This window comes from Achromobacter sp. ACM01 (assembly GCF_014851745.1).
Taxonomy (GTDB): domain Bacteria; phylum Pseudomonadota; class Gammaproteobacteria; order Burkholderiales; family Burkholderiaceae_B; genus Achromobacter; species Achromobacter aegrifaciens.
This window is the reverse complement of sequence record NZ_JACVAF010000003.1, coordinates 1004588-1020406: the sequence shown is the minus strand read 5'-3', so window position 1 is coordinate 1020406 and position 15819 is coordinate 1004588. Positions and strand designations below refer to the sequence as shown.

The window sequence follows — 15819 nt, the reverse complement described above, 5'->3', positions numbered from 1 at the left end:
AACTTGCTGGAAACCAAGGTCCCGGGCGCCGCGGCGTTCGCCAAATTCATGACGGTGCTGCAGGCGGTGGCGGATGCGCCCCAGCCGCCCACGGCCGCGTCGTTGGCGCGCAGCTGCGGCTATCCCCGGCCCACCGTCTACCGCATCGTCGCGGCGCTGGCCGAACAAGGCATGGTGGCCGAAACCGGCGGCACCTACCGCCTGGGGCCGCGCCTGATGTCGCTGGCCAGCCGGGCCTGGTCGCAGTTCGACCTGCGCGCGGCGCTGGCGCCCGACCTGCAGGCCTTGCGCGATGAAACCGGCGAAACCGTGCACCTGGCCGTGCCTGCCGGACACGAGATGACCTATATCGACAAGCTGGAAAGCCCCGGTCCGGTGCGCATGGCCTCGCGCGTCGGGGCCAGCGTGGCGCTGCATTCCAGCGCGGTCGGCAAGGCTTACCTGGCGGCGCTGGATCCAGCCTCGCGGGAACGCCTCTTGCGCGAATTGCCGCTGACTGCCCGCATGCCTGGCACCGTGACCAGCCTGCCCGAACTGCGCGCCGTGCTGGACGCGGCCGCCGCCCGCGGCTACGCCACGGACGACGAGGAAAACGAAGCTGGCATCGTCTGCTACGGCGTAGCCTTGTGCGACGCGGCCGGACGGCCCGTCGCGGGCGTCAGCGTCAGTACCCTGCTGTTCCGGCGGCGCGAAGACCCGCAAGCCGCCTATATCGAACCCTTGCTGCGGCTGCGCGATGCCGCCGCGGCCAAACTCGCCGTCCTGCCGGTATCGCCCGGCGGCGCCTGACCGTCTGCCCCCAAGGAATGCCATGACCGCAACCGCTGCCCCTCTTGCCTCCAAGCTCTCCACCCTCCTGGCCTCCCGGGTCGTCCCCGTGCTGCGCTACACGGACGCCGCCACCGCCGCCTATGCGGCCGAAGTTGCGGTGGCCGCCGGCTGCACCACGCTGGAACTGACCTGGACCATCCCCGGCGTCACCGACCTGCTGCGGGCGCTGCGCGACAAGCACGGCAGCGCGCTGCTGCTGGGCGTGGGCACGGTGCTGGACGAGCACCAGGCGCGCGAGGCCTTGGTCGCGGGCGCGGACTTCCTCGTGTCGCCGGCGCTGGCCACCGACATCGTCGACCTGGCGCATGCGGCCGACGCGCTCTGCCTGCTGGGCGCCTTTACCCCCACCGAAGTGCTGGCGGCGCGCCGCGCGGGCGTGGACGTGGTGAAGATATTCCCCGCAGACACCGGCGGCCCCAAGCACCTGGCCGCGCTCAAGTCGGTGTATCCGGATACCATTTTCTGCCCCACGGGCGGCGTCACCCAGGACAACATGGGCTCGTACTTCGCTGCCGGCGCCGCCATCGTCGGCATCGGCAGCAACCTCTATGACAAGGCGGCCTTCGCTGCCCGCGACACCGCCGCGCTGGTGGCGCAGATCGTTCGCACCCGGGAGGCCGCCCATGGCTGATTTCGATATCGTCGCGTTGGGCGAGCCGCTGGTCGAACTGAACCAGACGCATCAGGACCAGCGCCAGTATCTGCAGGGCTTTGGCGGCGACACCTCCAACGCCGTCATCGCAGCCGCGCGGCAGGGCGCAAGCTGCGCCTATCTGACGCGTGTCGGCAACGACGCCTTTGGCCAGCAGTTCCTGGACTTGTGGCGCGCCGAAGGCGTGGATACGTCAGGCGTGCAGGTGGATGAGCAGGCCCACACCGGCTTGTACTTCGTTCAGCACGGTCCCGACGGCCATGCCTTCAGCTACCTGCGCCGCGGCTCGGCCGCCAGCCTGATGACGCCGGCCAGCCTGGACTCGGGCCTGATCGAACGCGCCCGCTACCTGCACGTGTCGGGCATCAGCCTGGCGATCAGCACCAGCGCCTGCGACACCGTGTTCGCCGCCATCGAGCGCGCGCACGCGGCCGGCGTCCAGGTCAGCCTGGATTCGAACTTGCGGCTGCGCCTGTGGCCGGTGGACCGCGCCCGCGCCGTGCTGCGCGAAACCATGCGCACGGCCGACCTGTTCCTGCCCAGCATGGACGATATGCAGCATCTCACTGGCAACGACGATCCGGAACGCACGCTGGACTGGATCCGCGATGCCGGCGCCACCGGCGTGGTGGTGCTGAAGCTGGGCAAGGACGGCTCCATCATTGACGACGGCCAGCGCCGCGTACCCGTGGCCGCCTTGCGCGTGGATGCGGTGGACGCGACCGGCGCGGGCGACTGCTTCGCCGGCAGCCTGTTGGCGCGCCGTTGCCTGGGAGACTCCTGGGAAGACGCCGTGCGTTACGCCAATGCCGCGGCGGCCTTGTCCACGCTGGGCTATGGCGCGGTGGATCCGCTGCCGCGCAAGGAACAGGTGCTGGATCGGCTGAAGAGCCTTTCCGGCTGATTGCAGGAGGGGCGTGGACGGGTGCGGGCGCCTATTCAGGCTGACCGGGCGGCGTTCCGTCCCGCATTTTGATTGCTTCAGGCGCGAACGTGGCGGAAACGCCGCATTTTTCCGTCGCTGGCGCCGTCAGGGCATTTCAGGCTAAAATGCCAAGTTACCCGAATTTTCCGCCAGCCCAGTTTCCGGTTGTGCGGGCAACATTTCCGCAAATTCAACAGGAGAATCAACATGGCTGAACGCAAACGCGTGCGTCGCAACACCCTGGAACGTCGTTGCCTGGGCAAGGCTTTCAAGCGCTTGTTCGTCACGTCGCCCAAGGGCGTTTTCAAGATGCTGGAAAAGATCAAGCGCGTCTAAGTGACGCGTCCGGCCGCAGTCCAGGCTCGGCCAGATCAAAAAAACCGCTCGGTGCGCCGAGCGGTTTTTTTTTGTCCTGCGGGGGCCAGCCTATTTCTTGTCCTGGGGCGGACCGAGCTTGGGCCGGATGAAGTCCATGAAGGCCCGGGTCTTGGCCGGCTGGATGCTGGACGGATACACCACGTAGATCGAGATCGGATCCACCGACCAACCTGGCAGCACCCGCTTGAGCGAATTGCGCTTGATGATGGGCTCCAGCGCCAGGCAATGCGGCATGCGCGTGATCGCCAGATCCAGGCCCGCCAGGGTGCCCGCGATGCTCATGTTGTTGGCCGCCAGGTGGCCGCTGACCGGCACGCGTTCGCTGACCGCGCCGCGGCGCAGCGTCCAGTGCGAATGCGCCTCGTCGATGGTGGTGCGCAGGCACTGGTGCTGGGTGAGATCCGCCGGCGTCTTGGGCTCGCCGTAGCGTTCCAGGTAGCGGTCGGAGGCATACAGGTAGTTGTTCAGGGAGACCAGCTCCTGCACGACCGCCCCGCTGTGCATGCCCCGGTTGCCATTCAGATCGGCGGCGCTGGCCGACGCCAGCGGGTAATCCGCATTGCTGCCAAAGCGCAGCACGATGTCGAACGGCGTGCCTTGCGCGTCGGAGGCCGTCATCATGCTCAGATCGAACTCGCATTCCACTTCCGGATAGCGGTCGGTGAAATCATTGATGGTTTCTGGCAACAGCCAGATCGCCAGGCTGTAGGGCATGGATACCCGGAGGTTGCCGGACGGACCGCCAGACAGGGATTGCAGCTGCTCGTGCGCCAACCTGGCTTCGTCGATCAGGCCCTGGCAGCGCCGCATATAGGCCGCGCCGGCTTCGGTGAGGTCGAGGCGGCGCGTGTTGCGGTTGATCAACCGCAGGCCGATGGCGCGCTCCAACTCGTTGATGCGGCGCGATAAAGTCGAGGTCGGCATGTTCAGCGCGCGCGCCGCCAGGCTGAAGCTCTTGCGCTTGGCAACCTCCACGAACAAGGCGATGTCATTGAGCTGGACGGTCGAAGCTTCCATAGGCATTCCGGTTTTGGCCGCCCGAGTGTACGCCACTACGGAGTGCGTCCCAAGGCAACTACGGCTTCGCGAAGTCCCGCGAATTGCAGTTTTTGTCAGATTTGATTGCAAATTTGAGGCCGATGGGGCCGGTACGCGCGAGCATATCCCCTAAACTTCAGGCGAAAACACCAAAACCAAGACCGCAGCGCTTGCTCGACGCATCGCAAAGGGGCTCAGTGGGCATGACCGACACACCAACTTTATTCACTGTTTTAACGCCCACCTACAATCGGGCGGGCACGCTGCACCGGGTATATGAATCCCTTTCCCGGCAGACTTTCCGGGATTTCGAATGGGTCGTGGTGGACGACGGTTCCACCGACAACACCCACGAATCGATCCTGGACTGGCAGGCGCGCGCCGATTTTCCCATCCGTTATTTCTGGCAGAACAACCGCCACAAGAAAACCGCCTTCAACCGTGGCGTGCGCGAGGCGCGCGGCGAACTCATCGTCGCGCTGGACAGCGACGACGAAATGCCGCCCGATGCCCTGGCCACATTCAAGGAGGCCTGGGACAGCATTCCGCCGGCGCGGCGCGAATCCTACGTGGCCGTAACGGGCCTGTGTGCGCGTCCCGATGGCAGCATCGTCGGCGACCGCTATCCGCAGGACGTGTTCGACAGCACGGCGGTGGATGTCTATTTCCGCTATCGCATCAAAGGCGAGAAATTCGGCTGTATGCGCACCGACATTCTCAGGAAGTATCCCTTCCCCGAGGATGTCGCGGGCTTTGTGCCCGAAAGCCTGGTGTGGTGGGCGATTGCGCGGGCGGGGTATCTCAGCCGCTTCATCAACCGCGTGGTGCGGACTTACCACGACACGCCCGGCGGCCTGAGCCAGGGCGCGGTTTCCGTGGGCAACAATGCCCAAGGCCTGTACCTGCTGGCCTGGGACGTGTTGCAGCATCACCTGGAATTCTTCCGCTACCGGCCGCGCGAATTCATCATGGCCGCGATCCGCTACACGCGCTTTCGGCTGCATCTGAAGCATTCCGGCGTGCCGACGGCGGTGCAAGCCTACAAGCTGACCAATCCCATGGCGAAGTTCATGGTCGCGGCCCTGTGGCCGCTGGGCTATGCCATGTACCGCCGCGACAGACGCCGCGGCGTGGCCTGAAGCCTGCCAAGCTGGCAGGCCCTTGGCAGGCTTCTGCCGGCGTTTCAGGCGGGCGTTGAGGCAGCGGCTCCGTGCCCCAGTCCCAGATACACCTCGACCACGCGCGGGTCTTCCGCCACCTGGGCGGCCGGGCCTTCCAGCGTGACGGCGCCTGTTTCCAGCACATAGGCATAGTCCGCCACCTGCAGCGCGGCGCGGGCGTTCTGTTCGATCAGCAGGATGGACACGCCCATCTCGCGCAAGCGCGTGACGATGCGGAACACTTCGCGCACGATGCGCGGCGCTAGGCCCAGGCTGGGCTCGTCCAGCATCAGGAGCTTGGGCTTGGCCATCAGCGCGCGGCCCACCGCCAGCATCTGGCGTTCGCCGCCGGATAGCGTGCCGGACAGCTGGGCGCGGCGCTCCTTCAAGCGCGGAAACAGTTCATAGACCTCGGCCAGCGTCTGGTCCTGGTCGCGCAGGCCGCTGCGGAAGCGGTGGAACGCGCCCAGCATCAGATTGTCTTCCACCGTCATCTCGGCGAACAGCTCGCGCTTCTCAGGCACCAGGTTCATGCCGGCCGCCACCATTTCCTCGATCTCGGCATGCTCCTGGACCTTGCCGCCAAAGACGATCCGGCCGCTGGACGGCAGCACGCCCATGATGGCAGACAGCAAGGTGGTCTTGCCGGCGCCGTTGGGGCCGATTACGGTCACGATCTGGCCTTCGCCTACTTCCAGGCTGACGCCCGAGACGGCCTCGACCTTGTCGTAGGCCACGCGCAGGTCGCGCACTTCCAGCAGTTTCGCGCTCATCATTCCACTCCGCCCAGATAGGCTTCAAGCACCGCGGGGTTGTTCTGGATCTCGGCGGGGAGGCCTTCGGCGATCTTTTCGCCGAAGTCCATGACCACCACGCGGTCCACCAAGCCCATCACGAAGTCCATGTCGTGCTCCACCAGCAGGATGGCCATGCCTTCGGCGCGCAGCTTCTTCAGCAATTCGGCCAGCTCGCATTTTTCCTGGTAGCGCAGGCCGGCGGCGGGCTCGTCCAGCAGCAGGATGCAGGGGTCGGACGCCAGCGCGCGGGCGATTTCCAGGATGCGCTGCTGTCCCAGGGCCAGCGAGCCAGCCTCGTCGTGCAGATGCTTGCCCAGGCCCACGCGCTCGACCTGGCGGGCGGCTTCGGCCAGCAGGCGCGCTTCCTCGGCGCGGTCCAGCCGCCAGGCGGCAGGCAGCACGCCGCGATGGCCGCGCAGATGCGCGCCGATGGCCACGTTCTCCAGCACGCTCATGCGGCCCAGCAGGCGCACGTGCTGGAAGGTGCGCGACAGGCCCAGCCGCGCGATGCGGCGCGCGCCGACGCCGGCCACGGAATGGCCCAGCAGCGTCACCGTGCCGGAAGTCGGCGTGTCCACGCCCGAGATCTGGTTGAACATGGTGCTCTTGCCCGCGCCGTTGGGCCCGATCAGCGCCAGGATGTCGCCTGCGCGGATTTCCAGGTTCATGGCGTTGTTGGCGACCAGGCCGCCGAACTTGCGGGTCACGTCCACGGCCTTGAGCACCACCTCGCCGCGCGGCGGCATGGGCTTGCGCGGCAGCGGCTCGGCGTTCATGTCCAGCTTGCGCTGTTGCTTCTTCACCGGCACGCAGCGCGTCAGCACCGGCCACAGGCCGCTGCGGGCGCGGTGCAGCAGCAGCACCATGCCGAAGCCGAATACGATCACCTCGAAGTTGCCGGTCTGGCCCAGCAGTTTGGGCATCCAGTCCTGCAGCCATTGCTTGAGCACGGTGAAGACGCCCGCGCCGACCAGCGCGCCCCAGACCTGTCCCGCGCCGCCGATGACGGTCATGAACAGGTACTCGATGCCCATCTGCAGGCCGAAGGGGTTGGGGTTCACGAAGCGCTGCATGTGCGCGTACAGCCAGCCCGAGGCGCAGGCCTGCAGCGCGGCGATGATGAAGATCACCATGCGCGAGCGCGCGGTATCCACGCCCATCGATTCGGCCATCACGCGGCCGCCCTTGAGCGCCCGGATGGCGCGGCCCTCGCGCGAATCCAGCAGGTTCTGCGTGGACCATACGGCCACCAGCAGGAAGGCCCAGATCAGGTAGTAGATGTTGTCGCCCTGGTTCAGCGTCCAGCCGAACAGGTTGATGGCGGGAATGTCCGGGATGCCGGTGTGGCCGCCCAGGCCCTCCACCGAGCCGAAGACGAAGTACAGCGACAGGCCCCAGGCGATGGTGCCCAGTGGCAGGAAATGCCCCGACAGCTTCAGCGTGATCGCGCCCAGCAGGTAAGCGATGACCAGCGTGAGCAACAGCCCCGCCAGCAGGGTCAGCCAGGGCGATGCGCCCAGCCATGCCAGCCAGGACGGCAGCGTGTCCGAGCGGGTGGTCAGCAACGCCGTGGTGTAGGCGCCCACGCCCACGAACGCGGCCTGCCCGAAACTCGTCAGTCCGCCGACGCCGGTCAGCAGCACCAGGCCCAGCGCCACCATGGCGTACAGGCCGATGTAGTTCAGCAAGGTGACGTAGAACGGCGGCAGCGCCAGCGGCGCCAGGGCCAGCAGCGCCAGGAATGCGAAGAGGATGTGGCGCGGGTTCATTCGTCTTCTTCCTCGACGTGATGGCTTTTCAGTGAACGCCAGAGCAGCACGGGGATGATCAGCGTGAACACAATGATTTCTTTGTAGGCGCTGGCCCAGAACGAGGAGAAGGCTTCGATCAGGCCGACCAGGATGGCGCCGGCCGCGGCTAGCGGATAGCTCACCAGGCCGCCGATGATGGCGCCCACGAAGCCCTTCAGGCTGACCATGAAGCCGGAGTCGAAGTACATGGTGGTGATGGGCGCAATCAGGATGCCCGACACCGTGCCGATCAGCGCAGCCAGGAAGAACGTGGCCTTGCCGGCGAAGATCGGCGAAATGCCCATCAGCCGCGCGCCCAGCCGGTTGAAGGCGGCTGCGCGCAGGGCCTTGCCGTACATCGAGCGTTCAAAGAACTGGTAGAGCACGACGATGAGCAAGGCCGACACCGCCACCACCCACAGCGCCTGGCTGTTGACGTTCAACGGCCCCAGCGCCAGGCTGGCGTCGCTGAAGGGCGCCGTGCGCGCGCCTTCCGCGCCGAAGGCCAGCAGCCCCAGGCCCACCAGCGCCAGGTGCACGGCAATGGAGACGATCAGCAGCACCAGCGTCGAGGCCGACGCGATGGGCTGGTAGAACAAGCGGTACAGCTGCGGTCCCATCGGCACCAGCAGCAGCAGCGTCAGCAGCGCCTGCGCCGCCATCGGCAGCTGGGCCAGCGGCAGGTTGTAGAGCAGCGCGGCCAGCACCAGCGGATAGGCCACCTTGACCGCCATGCGCCAGACGCCGCGGTTGCGCCCGGGGCGCTTGCGCCGCGCCAGCAGATCGGCGCCGACCTCGGCCAGCGCGAAGGCAAACAGCAGCCACACCAGCAGCACCGGCTTGCCGGCCTGCAACGCGGCCATGGTGAGCGCGCCGAACGCGACGAACTCGCCTTGCGGGATGAACAGCACGCGGGTGACGGTAAAGACCAGCAGGATGGACAAGGCCAGCAGCGCATAGATGGCGCCGTTGGTGATGCCGTCCTGCCCGAGTATCAGGGCAATCTGAGCATTCATGCGAAATTCCGGGTAAGACAGACAAGCACGCCAGGCACCTCATTCCCCATCCGCGCGCCCACGGAGCAAACTCTGCGCATCCTCGGGATGCCGCGGAGCCGGCTTTGCCGGTCCGCAGGCATGCCCCCTGGGGGGAAGCGCGGAGCGCTTCGGGGGGAGTCCACCTTGCGGAGCCGGGCTCTGCCGGTCCGCAGGCATGCCCCCCTGGGGGGGAAGCGCGCAGCGCTTCGGGGGGGGACTATTTCACCAATGTCCAGGCGCCGTCCTTGACGGTGATGAGCTCGCGGCCGCGGTCGTCAAAGCCGCTGTGGTCGGCGGCCGTCATGTTGTAGACGCCTTGCGTGCCAACCAGCTCCTTGGTCTGTTCCAGCGCATCGCGCAGCGCGTTGCGGAACTCCTTGGTGCCCGGCTTGCCGGCCTTTTCCGCCAGCGGCACGGCCTTCTCAAGCAGCAGGCCGGCGTCATAGACGTTGGCGCCAAAGGTGGCGGGCTTGGAGCCGTTGAGCTTTTCGTAGGCGGCGATGTAGTCCGAAGCGACCTTCTTGGACGGGTTGCTGTCCGGCATTTCCGGCAGCACCAGCATCAGGCTGGCGGCCAGCACCGTGCCTTCGACCTTCTTGCCGCCCAGCTTCAGGAAGTCGGGCAGGGCCGCGCCGTGGGTCTGGTAGAACTTGCCCTTGTAGCCCTGGTCGAACAGGGTGGTCTGGGGCAGCACGCTGGCGGCGCCGGGGGCGGCCACCAGCACGGCGTCCGGCTTGGCGGCCAGGATCTTCAGCGCCTGGCCCGTGACCGAGCTGTCAAAGCGCAGGTAGCGTTCGTTGGCGGCGATCTTGATGCCCTTTTCGGCGGCCATGCCCGAGAAGACCTTGTACCAGTTCTCGCCATAGGGATCGTTCAGGCCGATGAAGCCGACAGTCTTGATGCCGGTCTTGGCCATGTGGTCGACCAGCGCGCGCGCAATGATGTCGTCGTTCTGCGTGGTCTTGAAGACCCACTTCTTCTGGTCGTTCATGGGCAGCACGACGGCGGCGGTGCCCACGGGCGCCAGCATCGGCACGCCGGCTTCCGCCGCGAACTGGATCACGCCCATGGCGTTGGGCGAGCCCGACGGGCCGATCAGCGCGTCCACGTTCTGCTCCGAGATCAGCTTCTTGAAGGCCGTCACCGAGTTGGTGGAATCGCTGGCGTCATCCAGCGAGATGTATTCCACGGTCAGGTCGCCGATTTTCTTCGGCAGCAGCGGCACGGTGTTCTTCTGGGGAATCCCCACCAGGGCCGTCGGGCCGGTGGATGAAGTGACGACGCCGACCTTGACTTGGGCCAGGGCGGGCAGGGCGAACAGCGCGGCTACCGCGGCGGCAGCGGCCAGGGGGAGTTTCTTCGACAGCATGGCAAAACCTCCGGATAGGGAGCAGGGTGGGGGTGCGGCTGGAAAACGGAGAAAACGGGTACTTCTGTGCTTGCTTGGTTTGCTTTAATACTTGTTGCTTAAACTTTCTGTGCGCAGGCTCGCACTGTAGACCTGGTCCGCAGTGCTTACCTATCCGTCAAAACCCGAAGCGGGCTCGCGCGACGCGTGTTCAGATGGTGATGGAGCTGACGCTGGCGCCGCCGCAGACGAACAGCGTCTGGCCGGTGACGAAGCTGTTGGCGGGATCCGAGAAGAACATGACGGCGCGCGCCACGTCGTCGGAACGCCCCAGACGCTTGACCGGTATGCCGGCCGCCAGCTGCTTTTCGCGCTCGCTGCCGGGCTCGATCACCTCGTAGAACATGTCGGTCTGGATCGGACCGGGAGCCACCACGTTGACCGTGATGCCATAAGGCGCCAGCTCCAGCGACCAGGTGCGCGCCATGCCCACCATGCCGGCCTTGGTGGCCGAATAGGCAGTGCGGGTCGGCAGGCCCAGTGCGCCGCGCGAGGACATCATCACGATGCGGCCGAACTTGCGCTCCTGCATGCCGGGCAGGGCGGCCTGCACCAGGCTGATGGCCGCGCCCAGGTGGATCTGGGTCAGGCCGTGCAGTTCTTCCTGCGTGACCTGCGGCAGCAGGTTGGGCCAGATGACGCCGGCGTTGTGAATGACGTGGCTGATGGGGAACCTGGCAGCGGCTTCGGCGCCCGCTTGCGCGGTGGCCTCGGCGTCCAGCAGGTCCACCTGCACGTTGTGCAGGCGCGGGTGGCTGAAGTCGGCGGCACGGCGTGCCATGGAAATCACTTCGTAGCCCGCGTCCAGCATGCTGCGGCAGATTTCGGCGCCGATGCCGGCGCTGCCGCCGGTGACGATGGCGACGTTGGTGTGCGTCATGGGTATCCCCCTGTTGTCGTTGTCGTGAGGCCGGCTCTGGGGCGGCCTGCTCAGGCCTTGGGCGCCAGCGCCAGCACGCGCAGCGGGCTGCCCGAGCCGCTGCGGATCTTGAGCGGCGCAGAGAAGATCACCGCGCCGGTGGGCGGCAGCTGGTCCAGGTTGGTCATGCATTGCAGGCCGTAGCGGTTGTTGCCATGCATGTAGTAGTGGCAAGGATAGGGGGGATCCAGGTGCTGCGCCTGGCCCGCGTCGGTGCCGACCGACTCGGTGCCGAAACCGTGCACGTCGCGTTCCTTGATCAGCCAGGGCACCACTTCAGCGTCCGGGCCGGGCGAGTGCGCGCCGTCTTCCTGCTGGTTCAGGTAATCGGCGGGCTTGGCGCGCTTGGACCAGTCGGTGCGCATCAGCACCCAGGAACGCGCGGGAATGCGGCCATGCTGCTCTTCCCATTTCTTCACGAAGTCGATGGTCAGCAGGAAATCGGGGTTGTCGCGCGACTCGGCCGAGCAGTCGATGACGCAGGCGCTGGCGATGAAGGCTTCCACCGGAATGGTGTCGACGGTGTTGTCCGGCTGGTCCTTGCCCGTGACCCAGTGGGCCGGCGCGTCAAAGTGGGTGCCGGTGTGTTCGGAGCACGAGAAGTTGTTCCAGTACCAGGCGGGGCCGCGCTCGTCGTAGCGCGAGATCTCCTCGATGCGGAACGGCCAGGCCTGGCCGAATTCCGGCGGCAGCACGATGGTCGGGAATTCCGGCGTCAGCGTTTCGGTCAGGTCCACCACGCGGATGCGGCCGGACATCAGTTCGGCCATGAATTGGGCAAGAATGTTTTGGCTCATGTGCTGTTCCTCTAGGTTCGTACGTTGTCGGGGCGGCGGGCCGTCAGGCTCCCAGCTCCCGTTCCAGTCCCTTGGGGTTTTCCGCCAGCCGGGCGCGGAATTCCTGCGCGACATCGCCGACGTAGACGTCCTCGATGCCGTCCTTGAGCGCGCGCACGATGGCGGCCGCGATCGCGGCAGGCGCCACGCGCGGGGGCGGCGTGCGCTGCTCCCATTCGTGATCCACCGGCCCGGGGAACACGTTCACCACCCGCACGCCCGCGCCGCGCATCTCGGCGCGCAGGCATTGCGCCAGGGACAGCGCAGCCGCCTTGGACGCCGACCACATGCCGCGCGACGGCAGGTTCATGTGGGCGTAGATGGACAGCACGTTGACCCAGGCCGTGGCGCTGTTCACGCCGTCCGCCGCGCGTCCGCACAGGGCCGGGCCGAAGCTCTGCGCCAGGCGCATCAGCCCCAGCACGTTCACGTCCATGGCGTCGCGCGCCGTGTTCACGTCCTTGCGGTTCAGCAGCCCGCCTTCGCGTTCCAGGTCGGCGGTGTTCACCAGGATCTCGACCTTGCCGCCGATGGAGGCGGCGGCGCGCTCGACTGAATCGGTATCGGTCACGTCCAGCACCACCGCCTGCACCCGCGGGTCTGCCGCCAGGGCCGCGTAGGCGGCGTCGCGCTTCCAGGCTTGCGGGTCGCCCAGGAACACGGTCGGGCAGCCGGCGTCCAGCAGGGCGCGCGCCACGGCCTGGCCCACCGCCGACTTGCCGTCGGTGACGAGCGCGCGGCGGAACTTCGGATCGCAAGAGGTTTCGCGCAGGGTCTTGTCGTCTTCCATGTTGGGCGTATTCCTTTCAGGCAGGGCGATCATCACGGCCTGGCCGCTGCGGTCCAGCTTCAGCGCCAGGCGCACGCGGTCGCCGTCGGCGCAGTCCTGGTGCACATGCGCCACCACGGATGGGCCGGCAGTCATGCGCACCGTGCCCACGCGCCAGGGCAGGCGTTCGCGGAAATACAGGTCGTTGCTGTGATGCAGGGTGGTGCTGACCAGCAGCACGCCGCTGGGATCGGCAGGCCGCCAGGGCAGATGCTCGGACAGGCAATGGCCGCAGACTTCGCGGGGCGGATACTGGACCGCGCCGCAATCGGCGCAGGTCTGCAGGTCGAAGCGGCCCTCGGCTGCGGCGGCGGTCAGCCCAAGCGCGCTGCGGCTGCGCCAGCCCGGCGGCAGCGTCGGCTGGCGGGTGCGGGCGATCGGGTTCTTGCGGGGCGGCTTGGCCAAGGGTTCGGTCATGCGTGGCTCCCCAGGATGGCCGCGGCCGTGCACAGCCCGCGGTCGTAATTGATCATGCCGAAGCCGCTCACCATGCCGAGGCGGGCGTCGGGCACTTGCGTGCCGCCGGCCGTGCCGCTCAACTGGCGCAGCGCTTCGACCATGCCCAGATAGCCGCCGGCGGCGCCGGCCTGGCCCACGGACAACTGGCCGCCGTTGGTATTGAAGGGAAAGCTGCCGTCCACGGTGAAGCTGTTGTTGCGCACGAAGTCGGGGGCCGCGCCCTTCGGGCAGAAGCCCAGGTCTTCGATCTGCATCAGGTTGATGACGGGATAGTCGTCGTAGGCCTGCAGGAAATCCATGTCGCCGGGCTGGACGCCGGCCTGGCCGTAGAGTTCGTCCAGGTCCACGGTCCAGCCGCCGCGGGTCTGGATCGGGTCCTCGATCCAGGCGTTGTGGCGTTCGATGGTGGAGAGGATGCGGGCGTAGGGCAGGTTCAGCGCGCGCGCCCGGTCTTCGCTCATGACCAGGAAGCCGTCGGCGCCGGCGCAGGGCATCACGCAATCGAACAGGTGTATCGGGTCGGTGATGACGCGGGCGTCCAGGTACTGGGCGAGCGTCAACGGCTTCTTCATCAGCGCGTGCGGATAGCGCAGGGCGTTGTCGCGCTGCGCCACGCAAAGCTTGCCGAAGTCCTCGCGGGTGGCGCCGGTCGCGCGCATGTAGTTGGCGGTCAGCAGCGCGAAGCTGGCGTTGGGGCCGCCTGCGCCATAGGGATAGACCGCGTCCTGCGCGAAGCGCGAGAACTGGCTGACCGTGTTGCGGAACGAGTCCACGTGGTTGGTGTCGCCTGCGATGCAGGCCACGATGCTGGCGTCGCCGGCCTGCACGGCGCGGGCCGCGCGGCGCAAGGCGGCCACGCCGCTGGCGCCGCCCATGGGGATATGGTCCAGCCAGCGCGGGCTCATGCCCAGGTGCTGCACCAGGCCGACGGCGGTGTCGGGCGCCAGGGTGAAGCTGGACACGCAGAGGCCGTCCACCTCGGTCTTGGCGATACCGGCCTGGCGGATCAGCGCGCCCAGCGCCCGTCCCAGCCACCAGTGGGCCGCATGGGTGGAATAGCGTTCATACGGAATCGTGACGGGCAGGGCCGCCACCACGCCGTCATAGCCCAGGCGGTTCATCGCGCGGGCTCCTGGCGCTTCTTCATGTGGCCGGTGTCCACGCAGCGGGCCGTGCCGGGCAGCGTGGGCGCCAGGGCTTTCATTTCGCCGCGCTGGATCTTGTTGGTGGTGGTCAGCGGCAGGCTGTCGACGAAGGCGACGTAGCCGGGGGCCTTGTAATAGGCCAGCTGCTCCAGGCTCCATTGCACGATGCTGCGGGCGGCCTCGGCCATTGCGACGCCCTCGGCCGGCAGGCTTTCGGGCACCACGCAGGCCAGCACTTCGTCGCCGCGCACGGCGTCGGGCACCGCGGCGACCGCCACGGCCTTCACCAGCGGGTGCTGCAGCAGCACGCTTTCGACTTCCACTGCGGAGATGTTCTCGCCGCTGCGGCGGATGACGTTCTTCTTGCGGTCCACGAAGCGCAGCGCGCCGTCGGCGTCGCGGCGCACGATGTCGCCGGTATGGAACCAGCCGTCCTCCCAGGCCTGGGAGGTCGCGTCCTGGTCCTTGAGGTAGCCGGCGAAGAATCCGTAGCGCGGGTCATCGCCGGCGTGGCGCACCAGCAATTCGCCCGGTTCGCCGGCGGCGGCTTCCAAGCCGGAATCAGCGACGATGCGCACCAGCACGTCTTCTTCCTCGCGGCCGAAGCAGCTGCTGCCGATGTGGCGCGGCTCATGGTTGGCGATGATGACGGCGCCCGCGCCAGTTTCGGTCATGGCCCAGGCTTCCAGCAGCGGAAAGCCGAAGCGTTCTTCAAAGGGCTGGTGCAGCTTGCGGTCCACGCCCGCGCCGAAGCCGAAGCGGATGGCGGGCTGCTTATCCCGTGCGGACGGTTCGGCCTTCATCAGGATGGCGGGCATGACGCCCAGGTAGTGCAGCACCGTCGCGCCGGAATCGCGCACGCTGTCCCACCAGGTCTTGGGATGGAAGCGGTCAAGCGGAATCAGGCAGCCGCCGGTCAGGAGCATGGCCATGGCCGAGTACGCCATGGCGTTCATGTGGACCAGGGGCAGCGGCGTCAGCATGCGTTCCTGGCCAGGGCGCAGTTCGCACAAGCCGCCGATGCGCGCGTACCAGCCGCCGGCATGCAGGAAATAGCGGTTGGGCAGGATGCAGCCCTTGGGCCGTCCGGTGGTGCCGGAGGTATAGAGCAGGGCGCATTCGGTCAGGATATCGGGCTCGCTGCCCGCCAGCGGCGCCGCAAAGGGCGCGGCGGGCGGCGTGTCGTCCGGTCCCATCACACGCAGTTCGCGGCCGGCGCGTTCTGCCGCGGCCAGCAGGTCGGCATGGCGTTCCGGCAGGGCAACGGCCAAAGCGATCTCGGAATGCCCCGTCAGGTATTCCAGTTCCGCTGCGCGCAGATCGGGGTTGATGGGCACCACCGACACGCCCAGCGCGTTCAGCGCGAACCAGTGCAGGAAGAACGAGGGGCGGTTCTCCAGCAGCAGGCCGGCGCGGTGGCCGTGGCCGTAGCCGGCGCGCGCATAGGCCGCGCGCAGGGCCTCGATGGACTCGGCGGCCTGGGCGTAGCTTAGTTCGCCTGCGGCGATGCCATAGGCCTGGGCCGTTTCCGGCAGGATGCACAGGAAGGGCTGGGCGCCGTAGCGGGCCGCGGTGTCGCGGAATGCCTGATGGACCGTGGTGCTCACAAGCCGCT

15 protein-coding genes are annotated in these 15819 nt (G+C 67.4%); 5 read left to right on the top strand and 10 right to left on the bottom strand.

The window, feature by feature from the left end:
• The first annotated feature begins 3 nt into the window (after positions 1-3).
• From IB268_RS19490 to IB268_RS31195, 4 genes are all read left to right on the top strand, one after another.
• Positions 4-789 (top strand): IclR family transcriptional regulator, encoded by a 786-nt coding sequence (locus IB268_RS19490; protein ID WP_192354655.1) that lies wholly within the window; start codon positions 4-6, stop codon positions 787-789.
• Between the two features lie 22 nt (positions 790-811).
• Complete coding sequence (locus tag IB268_RS19485) at positions 812-1462, top strand: bifunctional 4-hydroxy-2-oxoglutarate aldolase/2-dehydro-3-deoxy-phosphogluconate aldolase (RefSeq protein ID WP_054457415.1); 651 nt, start codon at positions 812-814, stop codon at positions 1460-1462.
• The gene (locus IB268_RS19480; RefSeq protein WP_192354654.1) at positions 1455-2387 is read left to right on the top strand and encodes a sugar kinase; all 933 of its coding nucleotides are present in this window, start codon (positions 1455-1457) and stop codon (positions 2385-2387) included. Before IB268_RS19485 ends, IB268_RS19480 begins: the two co-directional genes overlap by 8 nt.
• Positions 2388-2615: 228 nt before the next feature.
• The gene (locus tag IB268_RS31195) at positions 2616-2744 is read left to right on the top strand and encodes a hypothetical protein (RefSeq protein ID WP_255423380.1); all 129 of its coding nucleotides are present in this window, start codon (positions 2616-2618) and stop codon (positions 2742-2744) included.
• 90 nt (positions 2745-2834) lie between these two features.
• Here the strand turns inward: IB268_RS31195 and IB268_RS19475 are convergent, their stop codons facing one another.
• Positions 2835-3803, bottom strand: a complete 969-nt coding sequence (locus IB268_RS19475) for a LysR family transcriptional regulator (protein ID WP_119449706.1) — start codon at positions 3801-3803, stop codon at positions 2835-2837.
• Positions 3804-4027: 224 nt separating this feature from the next.
• Between IB268_RS19475 and IB268_RS19470 the strand changes: the two genes are divergently transcribed.
• Positions 4028-4963: a glycosyltransferase family A protein gene (locus tag IB268_RS19470; protein WP_054457409.1), complete on the top strand. Its 936-nt coding sequence runs from the start codon at positions 4028-4030 to the stop codon at positions 4961-4963.
• Positions 4964-5007: 44 nt separating this feature from the next.
• Here the strand turns inward: IB268_RS19470 and IB268_RS19465 are convergent, their stop codons facing one another.
• The 9 genes from IB268_RS19465 to IB268_RS19425 all read right to left on the bottom strand — a co-directional run bounded on the left by IB268_RS19465 (position 5008) and on the right by IB268_RS19425 (position 15811).
• Positions 5008-5757 carry an ABC transporter ATP-binding protein gene (locus tag IB268_RS19465; RefSeq protein WP_192354653.1) on the bottom strand — a complete coding sequence of 250 codons (750 nt, stop codon included), beginning with the start codon at positions 5755-5757 and terminating at the stop codon, positions 5008-5010.
• Positions 5757-7550 (bottom strand): ATP-binding cassette domain-containing protein, encoded by a 1794-nt coding sequence (locus tag IB268_RS19460; protein WP_192354652.1) that lies wholly within the window; start codon positions 7548-7550, stop codon positions 5757-5759. The genes IB268_RS19465 and IB268_RS19460 overlap by 1 nt, the downstream gene beginning before the upstream one ends.
• Positions 7547-8587, bottom strand: coding sequence for a branched-chain amino acid ABC transporter permease (locus IB268_RS19455; RefSeq protein WP_192354651.1), 1041 nt, complete (start codon positions 8585-8587; stop codon positions 7547-7549). Before IB268_RS19455 ends, IB268_RS19460 begins: the two co-directional genes overlap by 4 nt.
• A gap of 238 nt (positions 8588-8825) precedes the next feature.
• Positions 8826-9977, bottom strand: a complete 1152-nt coding sequence (locus IB268_RS19450) for an ABC transporter substrate-binding protein (RefSeq protein ID WP_054457402.1) — start codon at positions 9975-9977, stop codon at positions 8826-8828.
• 190 nt (positions 9978-10167) lie between these two features.
• Positions 10168-10896 (bottom strand): SDR family NAD(P)-dependent oxidoreductase, encoded by a 729-nt coding sequence (locus IB268_RS19445; RefSeq protein ID WP_059371593.1) that lies wholly within the window; start codon positions 10894-10896, stop codon positions 10168-10170.
• 50 nt (positions 10897-10946) lie between these two features.
• The gene (locus IB268_RS19440; protein WP_054457398.1) at positions 10947-11732 is read right to left on the bottom strand and encodes a cyclase family protein; all 786 of its coding nucleotides are present in this window, start codon (positions 11730-11732) and stop codon (positions 10947-10949) included.
• A gap of 43 nt (positions 11733-11775) precedes the next feature.
• A complete protein-coding gene (locus IB268_RS19435) occupies positions 11776-13017 on the bottom strand; it encodes an SDR family NAD(P)-dependent oxidoreductase (protein ID WP_175181118.1) in 1242 nt (413 codons plus the stop codon).
• Entirely contained in the window at positions 13014-14180 is a 1167-nt protein-coding gene (locus IB268_RS19430; RefSeq protein WP_192354650.1) for a thiolase family protein, read from the bottom strand. The genes IB268_RS19435 and IB268_RS19430 overlap by 4 nt, the downstream gene beginning before the upstream one ends.
• Entirely contained in the window at positions 14177-15811 is a 1635-nt protein-coding gene (locus IB268_RS19425) for an AMP-binding protein (RefSeq protein ID WP_175213829.1), read from the bottom strand. The genes IB268_RS19430 and IB268_RS19425 overlap by 4 nt, the downstream gene beginning before the upstream one ends.
• Positions 15812-15819: the final 8 nt, after the last annotated feature.